Annotated in this window: 12 protein-coding genes and 1 pseudogene; 4 read left to right on the top strand and 9 right to left on the bottom strand. The window is 60.7% G+C overall.

Going from position 1 to position 14,595, the window contains the following annotated elements; all coding sequences use genetic code 11:
- Positions 1 to 456 precede the first annotated feature (456 nt).
- The 8 genes and pseudogenes from EU800_RS27930 to EU800_RS27960 all read right to left on the bottom strand — a co-directional run bounded on the left by EU800_RS27930 (position 457) and on the right by EU800_RS27960 (position 7,302).
- Complete coding sequence (locus EU800_RS27930; RefSeq protein ID WP_129633080.1) at positions 457 to 1,080, bottom strand: DarT ssDNA thymidine ADP-ribosyltransferase family protein; 624 nt, start codon at positions 1,078 to 1,080, stop codon at positions 457 to 459.
- Positions 1,081 to 1,116: 36 nt separating this feature from the next.
- Positions 1,117 to 1,794, bottom strand: a complete 678-nt coding sequence (locus EU800_RS27935; RefSeq protein WP_129633082.1) for a hypothetical protein — start codon at positions 1,792 to 1,794, stop codon at positions 1,117 to 1,119.
- A gap of 253 nt (positions 1,795 to 2,047) precedes the next feature.
- Entirely contained in the window at positions 2,048 to 3,049 is a 1,002-nt protein-coding gene (locus tag EU800_RS27940) for a hypothetical protein (RefSeq protein WP_242500569.1), read from the bottom strand.
- A 51-nt stretch (positions 3,050 to 3,100) separates the two neighbouring features.
- A pseudogene (locus EU800_RS29095) lies at positions 3,101 to 3,229 on the bottom strand (SEC-C metal-binding domain-containing protein); the annotation flags it as partial.
- A 406-nt stretch (positions 3,230 to 3,635) separates the two neighbouring features.
- Positions 3,636 to 4,196 (bottom strand): hypothetical protein, encoded by a 561-nt coding sequence (locus tag EU800_RS27945; protein ID WP_129633086.1) that lies wholly within the window; start codon positions 4,194 to 4,196, stop codon positions 3,636 to 3,638.
- Between the two features lie 339 nt (positions 4,197 to 4,535).
- Positions 4,536 to 4,970, bottom strand: coding sequence for a globin domain-containing protein (locus tag EU800_RS27950; protein WP_165354658.1), 435 nt, complete (start codon positions 4,968 to 4,970; stop codon positions 4,536 to 4,538).
- A 187-nt stretch (positions 4,971 to 5,157) separates the two neighbouring features.
- The gene (locus EU800_RS27955; protein WP_129633091.1) at positions 5,158 to 5,376 is read right to left on the bottom strand and encodes a transposase domain-containing protein; all 219 of its coding nucleotides are present in this window, start codon (positions 5,374 to 5,376) and stop codon (positions 5,158 to 5,160) included.
- Between the two features lie 555 nt (positions 5,377 to 5,931).
- On the bottom strand, positions 5,932 to 7,302 hold the full coding sequence (locus EU800_RS27960) for an FAD-binding oxidoreductase (protein WP_129633093.1): 1,371 nt from the start codon (positions 7,300 to 7,302) through the stop codon (positions 5,932 to 5,934).
- A gap of 720 nt (positions 7,303 to 8,022) precedes the next feature.
- Here EU800_RS27960 and EU800_RS27965 point away from each other — a divergent pair.
- Positions 8,023 to 8,742, top strand: a complete 720-nt coding sequence (locus EU800_RS27965) for an OmpA family protein (RefSeq protein WP_165354659.1) — start codon at positions 8,023 to 8,025, stop codon at positions 8,740 to 8,742.
- A 114-nt stretch (positions 8,743 to 8,856) separates the two neighbouring features.
- Here EU800_RS27965 and EU800_RS27970 read toward each other — a convergent pair whose 3' ends face one another.
- The gene (locus EU800_RS27970; RefSeq protein ID WP_371685630.1) at positions 8,857 to 9,771 is read right to left on the bottom strand and encodes a cation transporter; all 915 of its coding nucleotides are present in this window, start codon (positions 9,769 to 9,771) and stop codon (positions 8,857 to 8,859) included.
- A gap of 378 nt (positions 9,772 to 10,149) precedes the next feature.
- On the opposite strand from EU800_RS27970, the gene EU800_RS27975 reads away from it, so the two are divergent.
- Genes EU800_RS27975 through EU800_RS27985 form a run of 3 tightly spaced genes read left to right on the top strand, consistent with a single transcriptional unit; the run spans position 10,150 to position 14,559 of the window.
- Positions 10,150 to 11,334, top strand: a complete 1,185-nt coding sequence (locus tag EU800_RS27975; protein ID WP_129633098.1) for an acyl-CoA dehydrogenase — start codon at positions 10,150 to 10,152, stop codon at positions 11,332 to 11,334.
- A 10-nt stretch (positions 11,335 to 11,344) separates the two neighbouring features.
- Complete coding sequence (locus EU800_RS27980; protein ID WP_129633100.1) at positions 11,345 to 13,534, top strand: alpha-ketoacid dehydrogenase subunit alpha/beta; 2,190 nt, start codon at positions 11,345 to 11,347, stop codon at positions 13,532 to 13,534.
- Complete coding sequence (locus EU800_RS27985; RefSeq protein ID WP_129633102.1) at positions 13,531 to 14,559, top strand: ACP S-malonyltransferase; 1,029 nt, start codon at positions 13,531 to 13,533, stop codon at positions 14,557 to 14,559. The genes EU800_RS27980 and EU800_RS27985 overlap by 4 nt, the downstream gene beginning before the upstream one ends.
- The last annotated feature ends 36 nt before the right edge of the window (positions 14,560 to 14,595 follow it).

Genomic DNA, 14,595 nt, shown 5'->3' on the forward strand with positions numbered 1-14,595 from the left:
CCTCGCGGACCAAGGCGCCCCGGCAACCGCCAGCTACATAGGGAGCGCGTCTGCCGGGGCGCCGATCACGCTGGAACTGGCCGGATTTTGTGCTGCCCTCTGGCAGGAAATCGCACCGCCGTTGACACTGGTTGGACCCGCCCAAGAAACTTGGCTCTCTTGGTGATGCAGGATAGACTGAAACTGGACCACAAAACTGAACGGTTAGACGCAGCCCAATCCATGGTCGGACATAGCAACGCAAAATGAACCAGCAGGAATGCGGTTCGACGAATTTTTTTGCGCGGAGTCGGCCCAACTGGAGAAACGCAGCAGCTTCGAAGCCGGTGACGATTCATTGCCGTGCCGTTTGAATGATTGGAGGCAACAATTTCTCGTCGCCCAAGTTGAGAGCTTTCCTTCACGGAGGTGTCGTTTGCCGAAAAAAGCGATCGCCATTTACACCTTGAATAGCGGCTAAGTGAAGGCCTCGGGAACGATAGCGATGGGCAGTAGACGTCCTGCAGCTTTCATCGTGGTTTCCGTGGCTGACCGGTATTTGTCATGCGCCACCGTCACGTCGCGGATCAATTCCGGGGCGATTGGGGAAAGAACCTGGACCTCGGCATCGTTCCTTGTGGGCATGTTGTCCGGTGTGTTGAAAACAGCGCGGAAAGAGCGTTCATCGCCAATACTTACACTGCGGTCAGCAAACATTTCGTTGAAGGCCCAGGGCCCTCCGATAAAGCGTGAATGCTTCACGATCTCCGATGACGCGGCGTTTATCCAACAGAACCGACACGGGTGGGTCCAAAGCACCGATGCGTCGATTTCCAAGATGACCCAGGTGCAGGAAGAGTTGCGTATTTTTTTGGAAAACATCGACTGGTTAATGTCGTGGATCGATACTGAGACAGCGTTAAGATAGCCGTCTTTGCGCCAGCTATCCGAATAGACGTAGTCGATTTCGTTCTCTTCCATAACAGTCCTAGAGAGAAGTCCGTGCGTAAGGATGCTTTCTAGGTTCATCGTCGGCGTGAAATGGTAGAGCGAGGTGATCCCACGCCAACGTACTGCATTGCGGATCTTGGTTGAGTTCATGTCTGGCTTCGTCCTAAAGCTTTAGGGCAGTCTGTCTCATTCGCGCCCAAGTCCCCAGTTTCTGTTTGGATCCGAGCGACGGTTAGGCGCGGGAGGATTGGGATCGCCGTGCTGGTTTCCGTCGGGGTCAATCCAAGAAATCCGGGGATCTGTCCTGCGGGTCTTGCCACTGTTTGATACGTAGCGGTCCAATACCTTGCTACAGCGGCATCCGGCTAGATCGATTTCACCGCCACGACCGTAGCCGTATTTCGCTATGAAGACGCGGTCGATCAGAGTGGAGTTGATTTCCTCGAGCTTTGCATCTTCGGGGTGTTCAGCCAAGTGGGCAGCGCGAGCCTCAATGGCTCGCCAAGCTGCCTCCCCTTCTTCCTTTTCCGCCTTCACTTTCTCATCGAGCAGAATGGCCTTCTGCCGAATGGAACCCTCACTGTCGATGTAGGCATCAAGCGCAGAAAGGTCTTTCGGGGATAACTTCCGCTTCTGCGGGATCATGCCAGCCTCGAACATCCTCTTGAGTAGCTTTGCTCCATGCGGTGTGATTACCTCGCGATCGCCACCATAATCGTCGATGTAGGACGCACTTGCTCCGGAAACCTCTTCGGTGGCCACCTCCAACGACCCGTTGTACTCGTCAATAGCTACTTCGAAGATCAGGTTCTGGAACGCTTGGAGCGCCAGCCGCGGCTTCACCTCTGGGATCAACTTGATCACTTCGGTTCGCCGTTTACACAGGGAATGGAAGCTCTGATTGTTTGGCGACATGGTGCTACTCCGAGAATGGTGTTTTTCATTGTATTCGGACTGAACAGAGTTGGGCGCAACCCACTCTTGGGGCACGGATAGTGCGGGTCGAAAATTTGAACCATCCGATAACGCACCAATGTCCGGCTTGGAGTGAGCCGCGGGTTCCGGGAATCATCGATACCCGCACGAAAGCGCAACAACTCACAAGAATGAAGCGGCCCTATCCAGTTACTGTTTCTATGGCCGCCGCCGAAGAAAGCTGCAACGACGTGTTAGTATACTCTGATGCCGTCCGTTCGCGCGCCAGAGTGCCGCTGCGGGTCATATTGCTCAATGCCACTTTGTTTCTTTCGGGAAGGTCGTCCCACCAAGTCGGATTTAGGAAAATATTATCTGAATGAATAAATAGCAACCGTATTAGAGCATCGGCAATGCGCGCTTTTTCGATGGAAAGAAAGGAGTTCGAAAGAGATCGCGCAGGTCCATTCTCTGGTCCAATCCACCCAAGAACTGCAATTGTATTTCCTTCAAACGGCGTTACCGTAATTGTTATGTTGTCGAGCTCCACCTTATCTTGACCTAACTGCTGTAAGCGAACTCCCGTAAGATCAAACTCGGGCTGAAATGCACAACATGCAACAACCGGTAGGACTTGATCGAAGCGAATGGCGAAATAATGGAAGCCCTCATAGGAGTCATCTAACAACAACCGATCGAAACTTTCTTTCACTCGGTTTATTTCGCGTTTGCCCAGATCCACACCAAAAGATACGTCGTAAAGAAGCGACTGCATCGCGGCCTGTTTCCAGAATGGTTGCCCGCGATCAGCGACTTCTTTCATGATTGCGATGAAGCGTCCCTCCGCCTCCTTGGAGAAGCGTTCATAGGCCACGGCTCGATAAGAGAAGAGAAATGCTGATTGAGTGTCGAGGTTAAGTGACTTCCCCTCTATAGGCTTGAAAGTCTCCGAGTCGTGTTTACTACAAAACCCAGGGAACACCGAAGCGTTATTTAGGCCGATCTTCCGTGGCTTCGGGTTGCCGCTTGATTGGATCAAGTCTTTCATGAGAGGTTTCACAGTCAGCACATGATTGCTCTCGGCGATCGTATCGAGGCCACCTCTTTTTTGTATGGTGTGAGCTTTCGTGATTGTTGAGCTGCAAGGGTTTTCACCATCAGTCTTAGGTAGAGAACAGTAGCCCTCTCTAAGCTCCGCAAACATCCTTTGTTCTTGCTCGAAAGCATTTATTGGCTCAAGTGTTTCGCGAATTAGGTGGCAGTGCTTAAACTTTTTTCCCGATAGGCACCAGCATCGCTCGTTCCTCCCCATTTTTTCGAGCGGATTTAGTCGCCTGTGAGTGAGAGAAATTCTCGGTGCAACAAGTGATTGATGGCGGACCATTTCCTCTAACTTCTTTTTTGGTTTGTCTTGCAATCAACTGGTACTTTTTCTTTGGCGCACGCAGGCGGCGGGATGAGCCCAACTTGCCGTTCGAGCTATTAGGATTTGTCGATAGTTGGGGGTAAATTTATCCAAATCTAAAGTCTACAACGGCAGGACGTAACGGCGATAAACCACTTGCTCGATAGGGCGTCAAGAGTTGGGTTCCTGTGATCCGCTGCGCGCCGCAGGATGTCCAGCATGGGCCTGGTTTGCCAGTTCAGGTGTACGGTCCCAAGGCCTTTTCGTCCAGATTGCCACCGAATGCCTGAAACTAGGAGTCTGATCGTGTCTGTTTTGGCAACTAGCTTCGAGCGGCGGAGGGCCAGGCCAATCCAAAAAAACCTAGCCCACCGGTGCAACGAACCTAATCGGGCCAGCTAATTTGCTCCTCTCCGCCCATGTATTTGGAGAAGGCGGCCCGACAGGCGCCCAAGGGCGGGAAAACATACTTCCAGATGCGATCCCCGTCCTCTGTGGGGCGGGTCGAGTTCACTGCAGGGCACATGTCCCGCAGGATCCCGCCGAACTCGGAGGGACCGACAATTTCGCCCTGATAACGCCGCTCCGCCATCCAAGCTTGATACGCCTGCCTAAAACTGTCACGACGAACGGACTTCGACGCGTCTTCCCAGTGGGCTTCGTCAAAGCCGAAATCAGTCGCCGGAAGGGACCCTTCGCAGAGCACCTCATACCACCAACGCTCAGGCCCACGGAGCCCAGAGATCTTCTGTTCCATCAGCCCCCGGGTACGGGGCGGGCTCCGCAATTCGATCGTGTCCGGTTGTTCCCAGCCAAGAAGGAACGCCATGAATCCCTCACAACCCCCGTGTTGGATTTCGTAAAAAAGCCGGTTGAAGTACTCGCGGTCACCGCGGTGCTTCGCGGAAACCTCGAAGACAGCAAGGCGTCGCTCATCAGCCGACATCAGATCAGCCCAAGATCAGGACACGAACACGGCTCGATGCCCCGCCCGATGAATATGGCGGGGTTATTCACTCTGAATCAGGTCGTTTGTTTGGCGTGCAAAGCTGCGGACGACCGCGGCGATCCTGTTCGAACTGAGCGAGGTGGAGATCAGCGGCCAGGTGATCTGCGCCATCCTTGCTGCCCAGAGGATGGTCGCAGAAGATGGTGCGGGTCAGTGTTGGCGACGCGGCGCGCGTGGTGCCTTTTGGCGAGGCCAGACGCAGAATGGACCAATGACAGTGGCCTTCTCGGCGGGAGTGAATCGATTGGTTTTCATTTCGGATCTCCTTCCAAGGGTTCAGGCGGATTGACGGGTGAGGTCCGCTGCGCCGGCTTGCATGGTGCCAGCCACAGCAGAGTAGGCCGCGATCCAGGCATCGCGCGCGGCAGGGGTGAAGGTTGGGCCGAGGCGAGCCTGCAACGTGGCGATCAATGCCTGGCCCACAGCATCGTAATGCCTGTCCTCGACACCGTAGCCGGCATGTCGCGCACCCATCTCGCGCAGCGGTGCGACCATCGGCACGAGGTTGTCTGCGTGCCGAACCACGAGGCCGATTGCAGCGGCGAGTTTGCGCCCCTGCTTGGTCAGGTCGGTGTCGGCAAACATCGGGCGTACATCCGGGGCGATGCGGAACAATTCCGCATAAAAAGCATCAGTGGTGCCTTCCGCGTCCTGTGCCAACTCCGACCAGGTTGCGCGGATGTCGTGGATATTTTGAGAAGAAAGGCTCATCTGGGACATCCTTGTATAGAAGCGATGCCGTCAATTTCACTTGGGCCCGTTTCCGAAATGTGTCTTGCCAAGGCATTCTTGGTTTCAAATGTTTCGGTGTGCGCCCGCCAACTCAAAAAGAGGGGCCATGGCAGATAACGAGTAGCCGTCCGGCGAGAGCGTTCTGGCGCCGCTTCGAAGTGCCCGGTTACGCCGCCAGTGCCGTGTTACTCCACGGCACGACGTCGTTGGGACCAATGATCTTGTGATTGGCGATGCAACCGAGTTCCCAAGACAGCCAGGCTTGCGGATTCACGTCGTTCAGCTTGGCGCTTTCGATCAGCGCGATGGGAATGGCGATGGAGTTCCCGCCGGGTTCGGACTCGGTGACCGTCCAGTATTTCCTGCCAAGAGCCACGGGCTTCATCAAATGCGCAGCTGAAATGTCGTCCGTTTACCCAAATCCATGGACGAGGTATGAACGTGCTTTCGGCATCATCCGGCAAGGAGAAAAACCGGCAGGTCGGGTTCACCGGACACTTTCCGTTTACCGTGGGTATCGGAGCCCTTGGCAGTGATGCGCCCAATCGTTGGGACGACTTGCTTCTGAACGACGAGCTTGCCGACCAATCAGACCTTCGTTGGAAACGCAGCAGTCTCTTCTTGGTTTATCCGCCAGAAAAACGAGTGAGAAGCGGACATCGGCGGCGCACACTCAGGACGGTTCTGCGGAACCAGACTTTCGGTCGGATCAAATGCGAAGCCAATGACCGACATCCGAACAGAGAGCACAATCCTGAAGTCGGAGTGCGGATCAAGCCTGCGAACCACGGTTGCACGGGTACAAGCTCTGCCGACCGGCAAGCTGGCCAAGCGTTACCACATGTCCGCGGATCCTTTGGACCATGCGGACCGTCCATTCAGTTTGGGATCGCGGAAGACTTTGCTGGAGCAAAAGTCCGCCGCGACTCGCCGCGTCGGGTTACGGCGCGATGTTCTGGTTTACCCTGAACAGGTTGCCGGGATCGTATTTGCGTTTGATCGAGAGAAGCCGATCATAGTTTGCGCCGTAGTTCGCCTTCACCCGACCGCCGTCGTCGTCGTCCATGAAGTTGATGTAGCCGCCCTGCTCCGAATGAGGCGCCAGCGCGTCGGAATAGTCGCGCACCCACTTGATGTTGCGCTCGTCGTCCGCTGCGTCATTCGAGGCTGCCAGCATCACCATCGCGAAATTGGCGTCGCGATGCCCGAAGGCGGTGGCGTCAGATGCGACGCGGTGACAAGCTCCGTTGATCGGATAGAGATGCATCGAGGCGCTGACTCCTGGAGCATTCGGCCCATGGCTCACATGCTCGGCTATGGCTGCGTCGGTGAGTTCCTTGACGTAGTTGCCCTTCCAGTATTGCCGGATACCCCTCGGGAAAAGGCCGTCGAAGGCAGCGTTGATCGCCGGGAACGGGACTGGGCCGACATGTTCGGCCTTGACCTCCGCGACGTCGTGAAAGGCCTTGAACATCTTTTCACCCTCCGCCGGGTCGCCCGCCCAGCAGGCGACGATGGCCACGAACATGTCGCCGTGACGGTCCTCGGGGATGAACGGCAGCGGTGGTGCGACCTGGAATGCGGGAAACCCGCCCATCTGTTCCGGCGCGTCCTTGATGTATTCCCGGAAGAATTTCAGGATGTTTTCGGTCTCGGAGACTTCGTAGAACATCGGCCCCCAGTAGACGGTATCGACCGGGTGCAGCCGGTATTCGAAGGAGGTGCAAACGCCGAAATTTCCGCCGCCGCCTCTCAGCGCCCAAAATAGATCAGCGTTCTCGTCCTCGCTTGCGATCAACATCTCGCCGTCGGCGGTGACCACGTCGACCGAGATCAAGTTGTCCGCCGAGAGACCGTAGCCGCGGGTGAGGTACCCGACCCCGCCGCCGAGTGTCAGGCCTGCTATTCCCGTCGTCGAGATGATTCCGCCGGGCGTCGCGAGGCCGAACGCATGGGTCGCGGCGTTGATGTCTCCCCAGGTCACGCCTGGCTCCGCGCGCGCGGTTCGGGCTTTCGGGTCGACTCTCACTCCGCGCATACCCGAGAAGTCGATGACGACGCCGTCGTCGACGGTTCCGAAGCCGGGTCCGCTGTGCCCTCCGCCCCGGATTGCAAGCTTCAGGTTGTTGTCGGCTGCATATCTCACGGCCGTCATGACATCGCCGGCATTGGCCACGCGAACGATCACCGCCGGCCGCTTGTCGATCATGCCATTGTGAACGCGTCGGGCCTCGTCGTAGCCGTCGTCTTCGCGTGCAATTACCGCTCCGTGAACCTGGTCACGAAGTTCGCCTGGCGTCTTGGCAGTCATTTTCGTTCCCCCCTGTTATCGCTAGAGGATATCACAGATCGGCCAAATTCCTGACAGAAGATGCACTTTCGCTGTTTGGAGGCCCCATGGACGGCTTCGGCACAAGCGATGCATGAGTGAATGAATGGCAGCATTCGGTGGCGGCAGATCTCCTTTTGGGCGCCCAATCGCTGTTTCTCTGGGCGCGGGAAACTGCCGTAGGCCAGATTCTCCGATCAGACGGACTTGACTCTGAAAGCCCTCCGACCCAGCAACGACAATCGGCGGGGACCTTGGCGTCGACCGGGTATCAAACCAGTTGAACCATGTGCGCTCGATGTTGGCGCGTTCGCCAGAGCAGACGTGAGTTCAGCGCCGCCGCGCCAGAAGACGCAGGATGCCCGGGACCATTGGTCGGACTTCGATCGCGGTGCTCATACAGTGGCAACGGTCTCCTGCAGGCTCGGCTGCGGGGGGAACACCACTCGAATGAAGCCGCGGCGCAAGAAATACGACAAATTTGTGGGCCGACTGCGTCGAGTCGCCAAATTGGCGCCGCCTTTCGCTGCATAGTTGTTCTTGTCACCGACAATTTGACTAAAGGCTTCTGCTTTGAACGCTCCTGTCATGACCTGCCTTGCCGCCCTTGGCGCGATGCTCCTGGCGTCCTGCACCCCGGAGGGCACAGCCACCCGGACGCGCACGTCTCCTTACGTCAGCTCAGGAAGATCAACCGGCGAGTTGGCGGCGCAGTTTCGGGCGGCGACACCGGAAACGATATATTTCGACTTTGGCTCTGCAGCCCTCGACACCGAGGCCAAGCGCAGGCTGCGGATTCAGGCAAACTGGATAAATCGACATGACGACGTGAAATTCAGCGTGACCGGTCACGCTGACAAGGTCGGAGACACCGCGCTCAATCGTCGGTTGGGCATGCGTCGCGCGGAAGCCGCGTTGTCCTTTCTCGTCGCGCAAGGCGTGCAAGAAAGCCGCCTGATTGCGATGGTCTCGCTCGGGGAGGAGCGCCCCAAGGTCAAGACCGACGGAAGAGAGAGGCTTAACCGGCGTGTTGAAACCGAAGTGATCGGTTTCATTCGACGAGACGCGGACAGTGCTGCGCCGAGGTTGAAGAGCAGCGCGAGCCCGCAAAGGCCGAGCCAGACCGCGTCCCCATCATCTCCACCGTCCACTCGAACGCCAGAGCCGGCGCGAGCCTCGGTGCCCGAATCTGCGACTCCGGCTCCGACCGCATCGTCGCGATCCACGCGTGAAGACGCGTCGGTATCGTCGACCACATCTTCGCCGCAGCCCGCACCAGAACCGGCAACGACCGCTCCCGCTGTCACCTCAACCAATCCATCGGGCAAGATCAATCCGAACAACGGCAAGGGAAACGGATCTGAGGGTACGGAACTTGATCCGGGGCGCTCCAGCAAGACGAAGGCGGCTGGAAACGATTGATCCTCCAGTTCAGGTGGATTGAGCCCAAAGACAACGGTACCGGGCCAGCTTTTTCACTCGTGGGATTCCGGAAGGAGTCGGAATGGACACGACCGGCTCTGATAGTCTGTCGGATCAGTCCCGCGATCGTCCGAGGGCGATATCCTTCAGCGCATCGCGGACAATCACCAACGAGGAGTGGAGAAAGAGCGCCGCGATGGCAAAGGCCACGATGAGATCGGGCCAGGACGTTCCGGTCAGCGCGACGAGCACCGCAGCCGCAACGACGGCGGCATTTCCGATGGCGTCGTTGCGCGAGAACAGCCAGACCGCGCGCACATTCGCGTCTCCGGCGCGGTGCGGGACCAGAACCATCGCGGCCGCGACATTCACCGCGAGAGCGACGAGGGCAACCATGCCCATGAGCTCGGCCTCGACCTGCTGTTGCGCGAACAGTCTCCAGACCGTGTTGGCGATCACCCCCAATCCGAGCGCCCCGAGGAACAGGCCCTGGATGAGGGCGGAGCGTGCGCGCCAGAGCAGGCTCCAGCCAATTGCCAGCACACCGAGAAGCGTGATCAAGCCGTCACCGAGGAAGTCGAGGGCGTCCGCTTTCAATGCCTGAGAGCCGGCGAGGAAACCTCCGATCATCTCGATTATTCCGTAGCCCACATTGAGAGCGACGACGATCCAGAGCGCCCGCCTGTATCCGGCCGAGAGATGCGGCCGGGCTTCTCGCGGATCGCCGGAGGCGTCTGGCAGCAAACGCTCGAGGTGATACCCGGCATCCGTCACGGCATGCTCGACATCCGAAAGGCGCCTGTCATCGAGAGCGACCTGCAATGTGAGGATTTGCGTGGCCGTCGAAATCGTCGGGGTCTCGACACCGGCGGACCTCACCGCCTTTTCGATCTTCGCCGCACAGGAAGGGCAGTCCATTCCTGTCACCCGATACTTCACAGCCTGGTCCAAAGCGACGATTCCCGGTTGTTTTCCTGAGAGATAATCCAACGTCAGGCCTCCCAAAAGACCAGAATGCGAAAACGGCATGCTCCCGTGCAGATCCCCGCTCTGCGCAGGACGCAACTGTCCGGCCAGATAGCGACCCACAGGGACCCGGCGACACGGAGATCCCGCCGTCGCGAACGATTATCGTCACGGCATTGAATCTCCGGTCCAATATACGGGCGGCGACCGCCGGAAGGATCGGAACCCGCGACCGGTGGGATGCGCCATCGCTCGGTGGCCCTCCGACCCCGCTGCACCCGAGTCGACGGGCGAATGCGGCGCGGCGGTGTCCCGTGACTTTCTCCCGGCACCAGGCAACATTCCTGTTTCTCACAGTTCCGGAAAAGCTATACCCCGACAGGAAAAGCGTTCCATCGTGCCGCGCGATCGGGCGTTCAGAGCCAATGAAGGAAGGCCGTGATGTCTGGTTCCAGTTTTGCCCCGCTCGACCCGCTGCTTCTGGAGCAGCAACTTACCGAGGAGGAACGACTGCTTGCCGAAGCGGCCAGGGCGTTTTGCAGCGACCTGCTGGCGCCGCGGGTCACCGACGCTTTCGAGACCGAGACGACCGATCCGGCGATCTTTTCCGAAATGGGCGCACAGGGTCTGCTGGGCGTCACGATCCCCGAGGAATATGGCGGGATCGGCGCGGGCTATGTCTCCTACGGGCTAGTGGCCCGGGAAGTGGAGCGGATCGACAGCGGCTATCGCTCGATGATGTCGGTGCAAAGCTCGCTGGTGATGTATCCGATCCACGCCTACGGCAGCGAGGCGCAGCGGCAGAAATACCTGCCGAAGCTCGCCACCGGGGAGTGGATCGGCTGTTTCGGCCTGACCGAACCAGATGCCGGCAGCGACCCCGGCAGCATGAAGACCCGCGCCGAGAAGGTCGCGGGCGGCTATGTGCTCACTGGGTCTAAGATGTGGATCACCAACAGTCCGATCGCAGATGTTTTCGTAGTCTGGGCAAAGTCCGAGGCGCATGGCGGCAAGATCCGGGGATTCGTGCTGGAGAAGGGCATGAAGGGCCTGTCCGCGCCGAAGATCGCCCGGAAGCTGAGCCTGCGCGCATCGGTCACCGGCGAGATCGTCATGGACCGCGTGGAGGTCGGCGAAGACGCGTTGCTGCCCGGCGTCGAGGGGCTCAAGGGGCCATTCGGCTGCCTGAACCGCGCGCGCTACGGCATCGCCTGGGGCGTGCTGGGGGCGGCGGAGGATTGCTGGCAGCGCAGCCTTCAATACGGGCGCGACCGGGTTCAGTTTGGCCGGCCGCTGGCGCAGACTCAGCTCTTCCAGAAGAAGCTCGCCGACATGCAGACCGAGATCGCGCTCGGGCTCCAGGCGGCCCTCCGGGTCGGGCGGCTGTTCGACGAGGGCCAGATGGCGCCGGAGATGATCTCGCTCATCAAGCGCAACAATTGCGGCAAGGCGCTGGAAATCGCCCGGGCTTCTCGCGACATGCATGGCGGCAACGGCATCTCGGGCGAATTCCAGGTGATCCGCCACATGATCAACCTGGAGACCGTGAACACCTATGAGGGAACGCATGATATCCATGCGCTGATCCTTGGCAGGGCGCAGACCGGCCTTCAGGCATTCTTCTGAGGGCCGGAAGATGGATCGCTGCGCCATTGTCCACGACAATTTCAGGCGCCGGGTCGCGGCGGCGGACCTGCCGCAGGGCGCCGCCCCGCGCGGGCCGCTCGACTCAGCCCGGGCGGTCTCGGTCTTCCGGTCCGGCTGCCTGAGCCGGGCGCTGGACCGCAAGAGCCGGGCGATGCAGGCCGCCGGCCAGGGCTTCTACACCATCGGCTCCTCGGGGCACGAAGGGCTGGCGGCGGTTGCGGCGGCGCTGCGGCCGACCGACCCGGCCTTCCTGCATTACCGCGACGCCGCCTTCCAGATCCAGCGCGCCGAGCAGGTGCCGGGCCAGACCATGGCCTGGGACATGCTACTGTCCTTCGCCTGTTCCTCCGAAGACCCGATCTCCGGCGGCCGGCACAAGGTTCTGGGCTCGAAGGCGCTGAACATCCCGCCGCAGACCTCGACCATCGCCAGCCACCTGCCCAAGGCGGTGGGCGCCGCCTATGCCATCGGCGCGGCGCGACGCAGGCGACCGGAGCACGCCAGTCTGCCCGACGATGCCATCGTCTATTGCAGCTTCGGCGACGCCTCCGCCAACCACTCAACGGCGCAGGGCGCCTTCAATACCGCCGGCTGGACGGCGTTCCAGTCCGTCCCCCTGCCGCTTCTGTTCTGCTGCGAGGACAACGGCATCGGCATTTCCACCAAGACGCCAGAAGGCTGGATCGCGGCCAGCTTCGCCAACCGTCCGGGAATTCGGTATTTCGCCTGCGACGGGCTCGACATCTACGACACCTATGCCACGGCGCTGGACGCCGCCGCCTATGTGCGGACCTTCCGAAAACCCGCCTTCCTGCATGTCCGCACGGTGCGGCTCTACGGTCACGCCGGTGCCGATGTCGCGACGAGTTACCTGCCCAGGGCCGAGGTCGAGGCGGACGAGGCCAACGATCCGCTGCTGCATTCGGTGCGCCTGCTCGGCGCCGCCAAGGTCATCTCGCCGGCCGAGGCGCTCGATATCTACGATGCCACGACGGCACGCGTCGACCGGATCGCCGAGGAGGCCGTCAAGAGACCGCGGTTGAAGACCGCGGCGGACGTCATGGCGAGTCTGATCCCGCCGCGGCGCTCCTGCGCGCCGAGCAACGGGCCCTCGGACGCGCTCCGATCCGAGATCTTCGGTTCGGACATCGCGGCGATGACGGAGCCGCAGCCGATGTCGCGCCAGATCAACTGGGCGCTCACAGACCTGATGCTGGCGCATTCCGAGATCGTGTTGATGGGTGAAGACGTGGGACGCAAGGGTGGCGTCTATGGCGTCACCCAGAGACTTCGGCAACGCTTCGGTCCGGACCGGGTGATCGACACACTGCTCGACGAGCAGAGCATTCTCGGCCTCGCCATCGGCATGGCACAGAACGGCTTTACGCCGATTCCGGAGATCCAGTTCCTCGCCTATCTGCACAATGCCGAGGACCAGTTGCGTGGCGAGGCGGCGACGCTGCCGTTCTTTTCCCGGGGCCAGTACACCAACCCGATGGTGGTCCGCATCGCCGGGCTGGGCTACCAGAGGGGCTTTGGCGGACATTTCCACAACGACAACTCGGTTGCCGTGCTGCGCGACATTCCCTGTCTCGTCCTCGCCGTGCCGTCGCGCGGCGCGGATGCCGCACGAATGCTGCGCGAATGCGTGCGGCTGGCGCGCGAGGAGCAACGGGTCGTGGTTTTCCTTGAGCCGATCGCGCTCTACTCGATGCGCGACCTCCTCGAGGAGAAGGACGGCGGATGGATGTGCCTCTATCCGGACCCGTCCGAGACGCTGGCCCTGGGCGAGGTCGGCATCGAGGGCGACGGCACGGACCTGGCCATGGTCACCTTCGGCAACGGCGTGTATCTCTCCAACCAGGCGCTGCCGCGGCTCACCGCCGCCGGGATCGATGCGCGCATCGTCGATATCCGCTGGCTGTCGCCTCTGCCGAAAGCCGCGCTGACCGAGGCCGTCCGAGGATGTCGGAACATCCTCATCGTGGACGAGACGCGCCATTCCGGCGGCGTGGCCGAGGGCCTGATGGCGCATTTCCACGAGACGGTGGAGGCACGGCTTGCCCGCCTGACCGCCGAGGACAGTTTCATCGCCACGGGCCCGGCCTATGCCGCCACGATGCCATCGGCCGACAGCATCGCCGAGGCCGCGCAGAGACTGGTGGAGGGCCGGCCGTGACGACCGCCGTCATCGTCTGCCCCGGCCGCGGCACCTACAACAGGTCGGAACTGGGCTATCTTGACCGGAACTTTCCGGACGCCGCGCTTCTTGACCGCTTCGACGCGCTGCGCCGCGAGGCCGGGCAGGACAGTCTCACGGCGCTCGACGGGGCCGCGCAGTTTTCAGCGTCGACACATGGACGCGGCGACAACGCCTCGGCCCTGATCTATGCCGCGAGCTACGGCGACGTCCTGTCAATCGACCGCGACCGGATCGAAATCGTCGCGGTGACCGGCAACTCCATGGGTTGGTACACCGCGCTGGCCTGCGGCGGGGCGCTCACCGCGGATGCGGGATTCCGGGTGAGCAACACCATGGGCACGCTGATGCAGGAGGCGCGGATCGGCGGGCAGACGGTGTATCCCTGGATGGAGGATAACTGGCGCCCGCTGCCGGATCGGCGCGCGGCGCTTCTTGCACAGGTTGCCGAGATCGACCGGCGGGCGGACCATGTGCTGCGCCTGTCGATCGACCTGGGCGGCATGCTGATCCTGGCCGGAAACGCGGCCGGGCTCAATGCCTTCGAGGCCGAAATCGCGCCGACGCAAGGGCGCTTCCCGATGCGCCTTGCCAACCACGCGGCCTTCCACAGCGCACTGCAAGCGCCTGTTGCGGCGCGCGGGCGGGCAGCCCTGCCACAGTCGCTCTTCTCGCAACCGGATCTGCCACTAATCGACGGCCGCGGCGCAATCTGGTGGCCCGGCGCGTCGGACCTGACGGAGCTCTGGGAATACACGTTCGGCCAACAGGTGACCGAGACCTACGATTTTACCCGGGCCATCACCGTCGCCGCCCGCGAGTTCGCCCCGGACATCTTCATCGTGCCCGGCCCGGGCACGACGCTTGGCGGCGCGGTCGCGCAATCCCTGATCCTCGCCAACTGGCGCGGCTTGTCCGACAAGGCGTCGTTCCGGCAGCAACAGGCGAACCGACCGCTGCTTCTTTCCATGGGAATGGCAGACCAACGTCCTCTCGCGGTGTAGCGCCCGACGCCCTGCCCGTCCCGCCTCGACCCGCGA

Origin of the sequence: Tropicimonas sp. IMCC6043, from assembly GCF_004146235.1 — a bacterium.
Classification (GTDB): Bacteria; Pseudomonadota; Alphaproteobacteria; order Rhodobacterales; family Rhodobacteraceae; genus Tropicimonas.

Bases quoted from the DNA above. Each gene is read 5' to 3' on its own strand.
- EU800_RS27930 (WP_129633080.1), bottom strand. From the start codon at position 1,080: ATGAACTCAACCAAGATCCGCAATGCAGTACGTTGGCGTGGGATCACC.
- EU800_RS27940 (WP_242500569.1), bottom strand. From the start codon at position 3,049: ATGTTTGCGGAGCTTAGAGAGGGCTACTGTTCTCTACCTAAGACTGAT.
- EU800_RS27945 (WP_129633086.1), bottom strand. From the start codon at position 4,196: ATGTCGGCTGATGAGCGACGCCTTGCTGTCTTCGAGGTTTCCGCGAAG.
- EU800_RS27950 (WP_165354658.1), bottom strand. From the start codon at position 4,970: ATGAGCCTTTCTTCTCAAAATATCCACGACATCCGCGCAACCTGGTCG.
- EU800_RS27955 (WP_129633091.1), bottom strand. From the start codon at position 5,376: ATGAAGCCCGTGGCTCTTGGCAGGAAATACTGGACGGTCACCGAGTCC.
- EU800_RS27960 (WP_129633093.1), bottom strand. From the start codon at position 7,302: ATGACTGCCAAGACGCCAGGCGAACTTCGTGACCAGGTTCACGGAGCG.
- EU800_RS27970 (WP_371685630.1), bottom strand. From the start codon at position 9,771: ATGCCGTTTTCGCATTCTGGTCTTTTGGGAGGCCTGACGTTGGATTAT.
- EU800_RS27975 (WP_129633098.1), top strand. From the start codon at position 10,150: ATGTCTGGTTCCAGTTTTGCCCCGCTCGACCCGCTGCTTCTGGAGCAG.
- EU800_RS27980 (WP_129633100.1), top strand. From the start codon at position 11,345: ATGGATCGCTGCGCCATTGTCCACGACAATTTCAGGCGCCGGGTCGCG.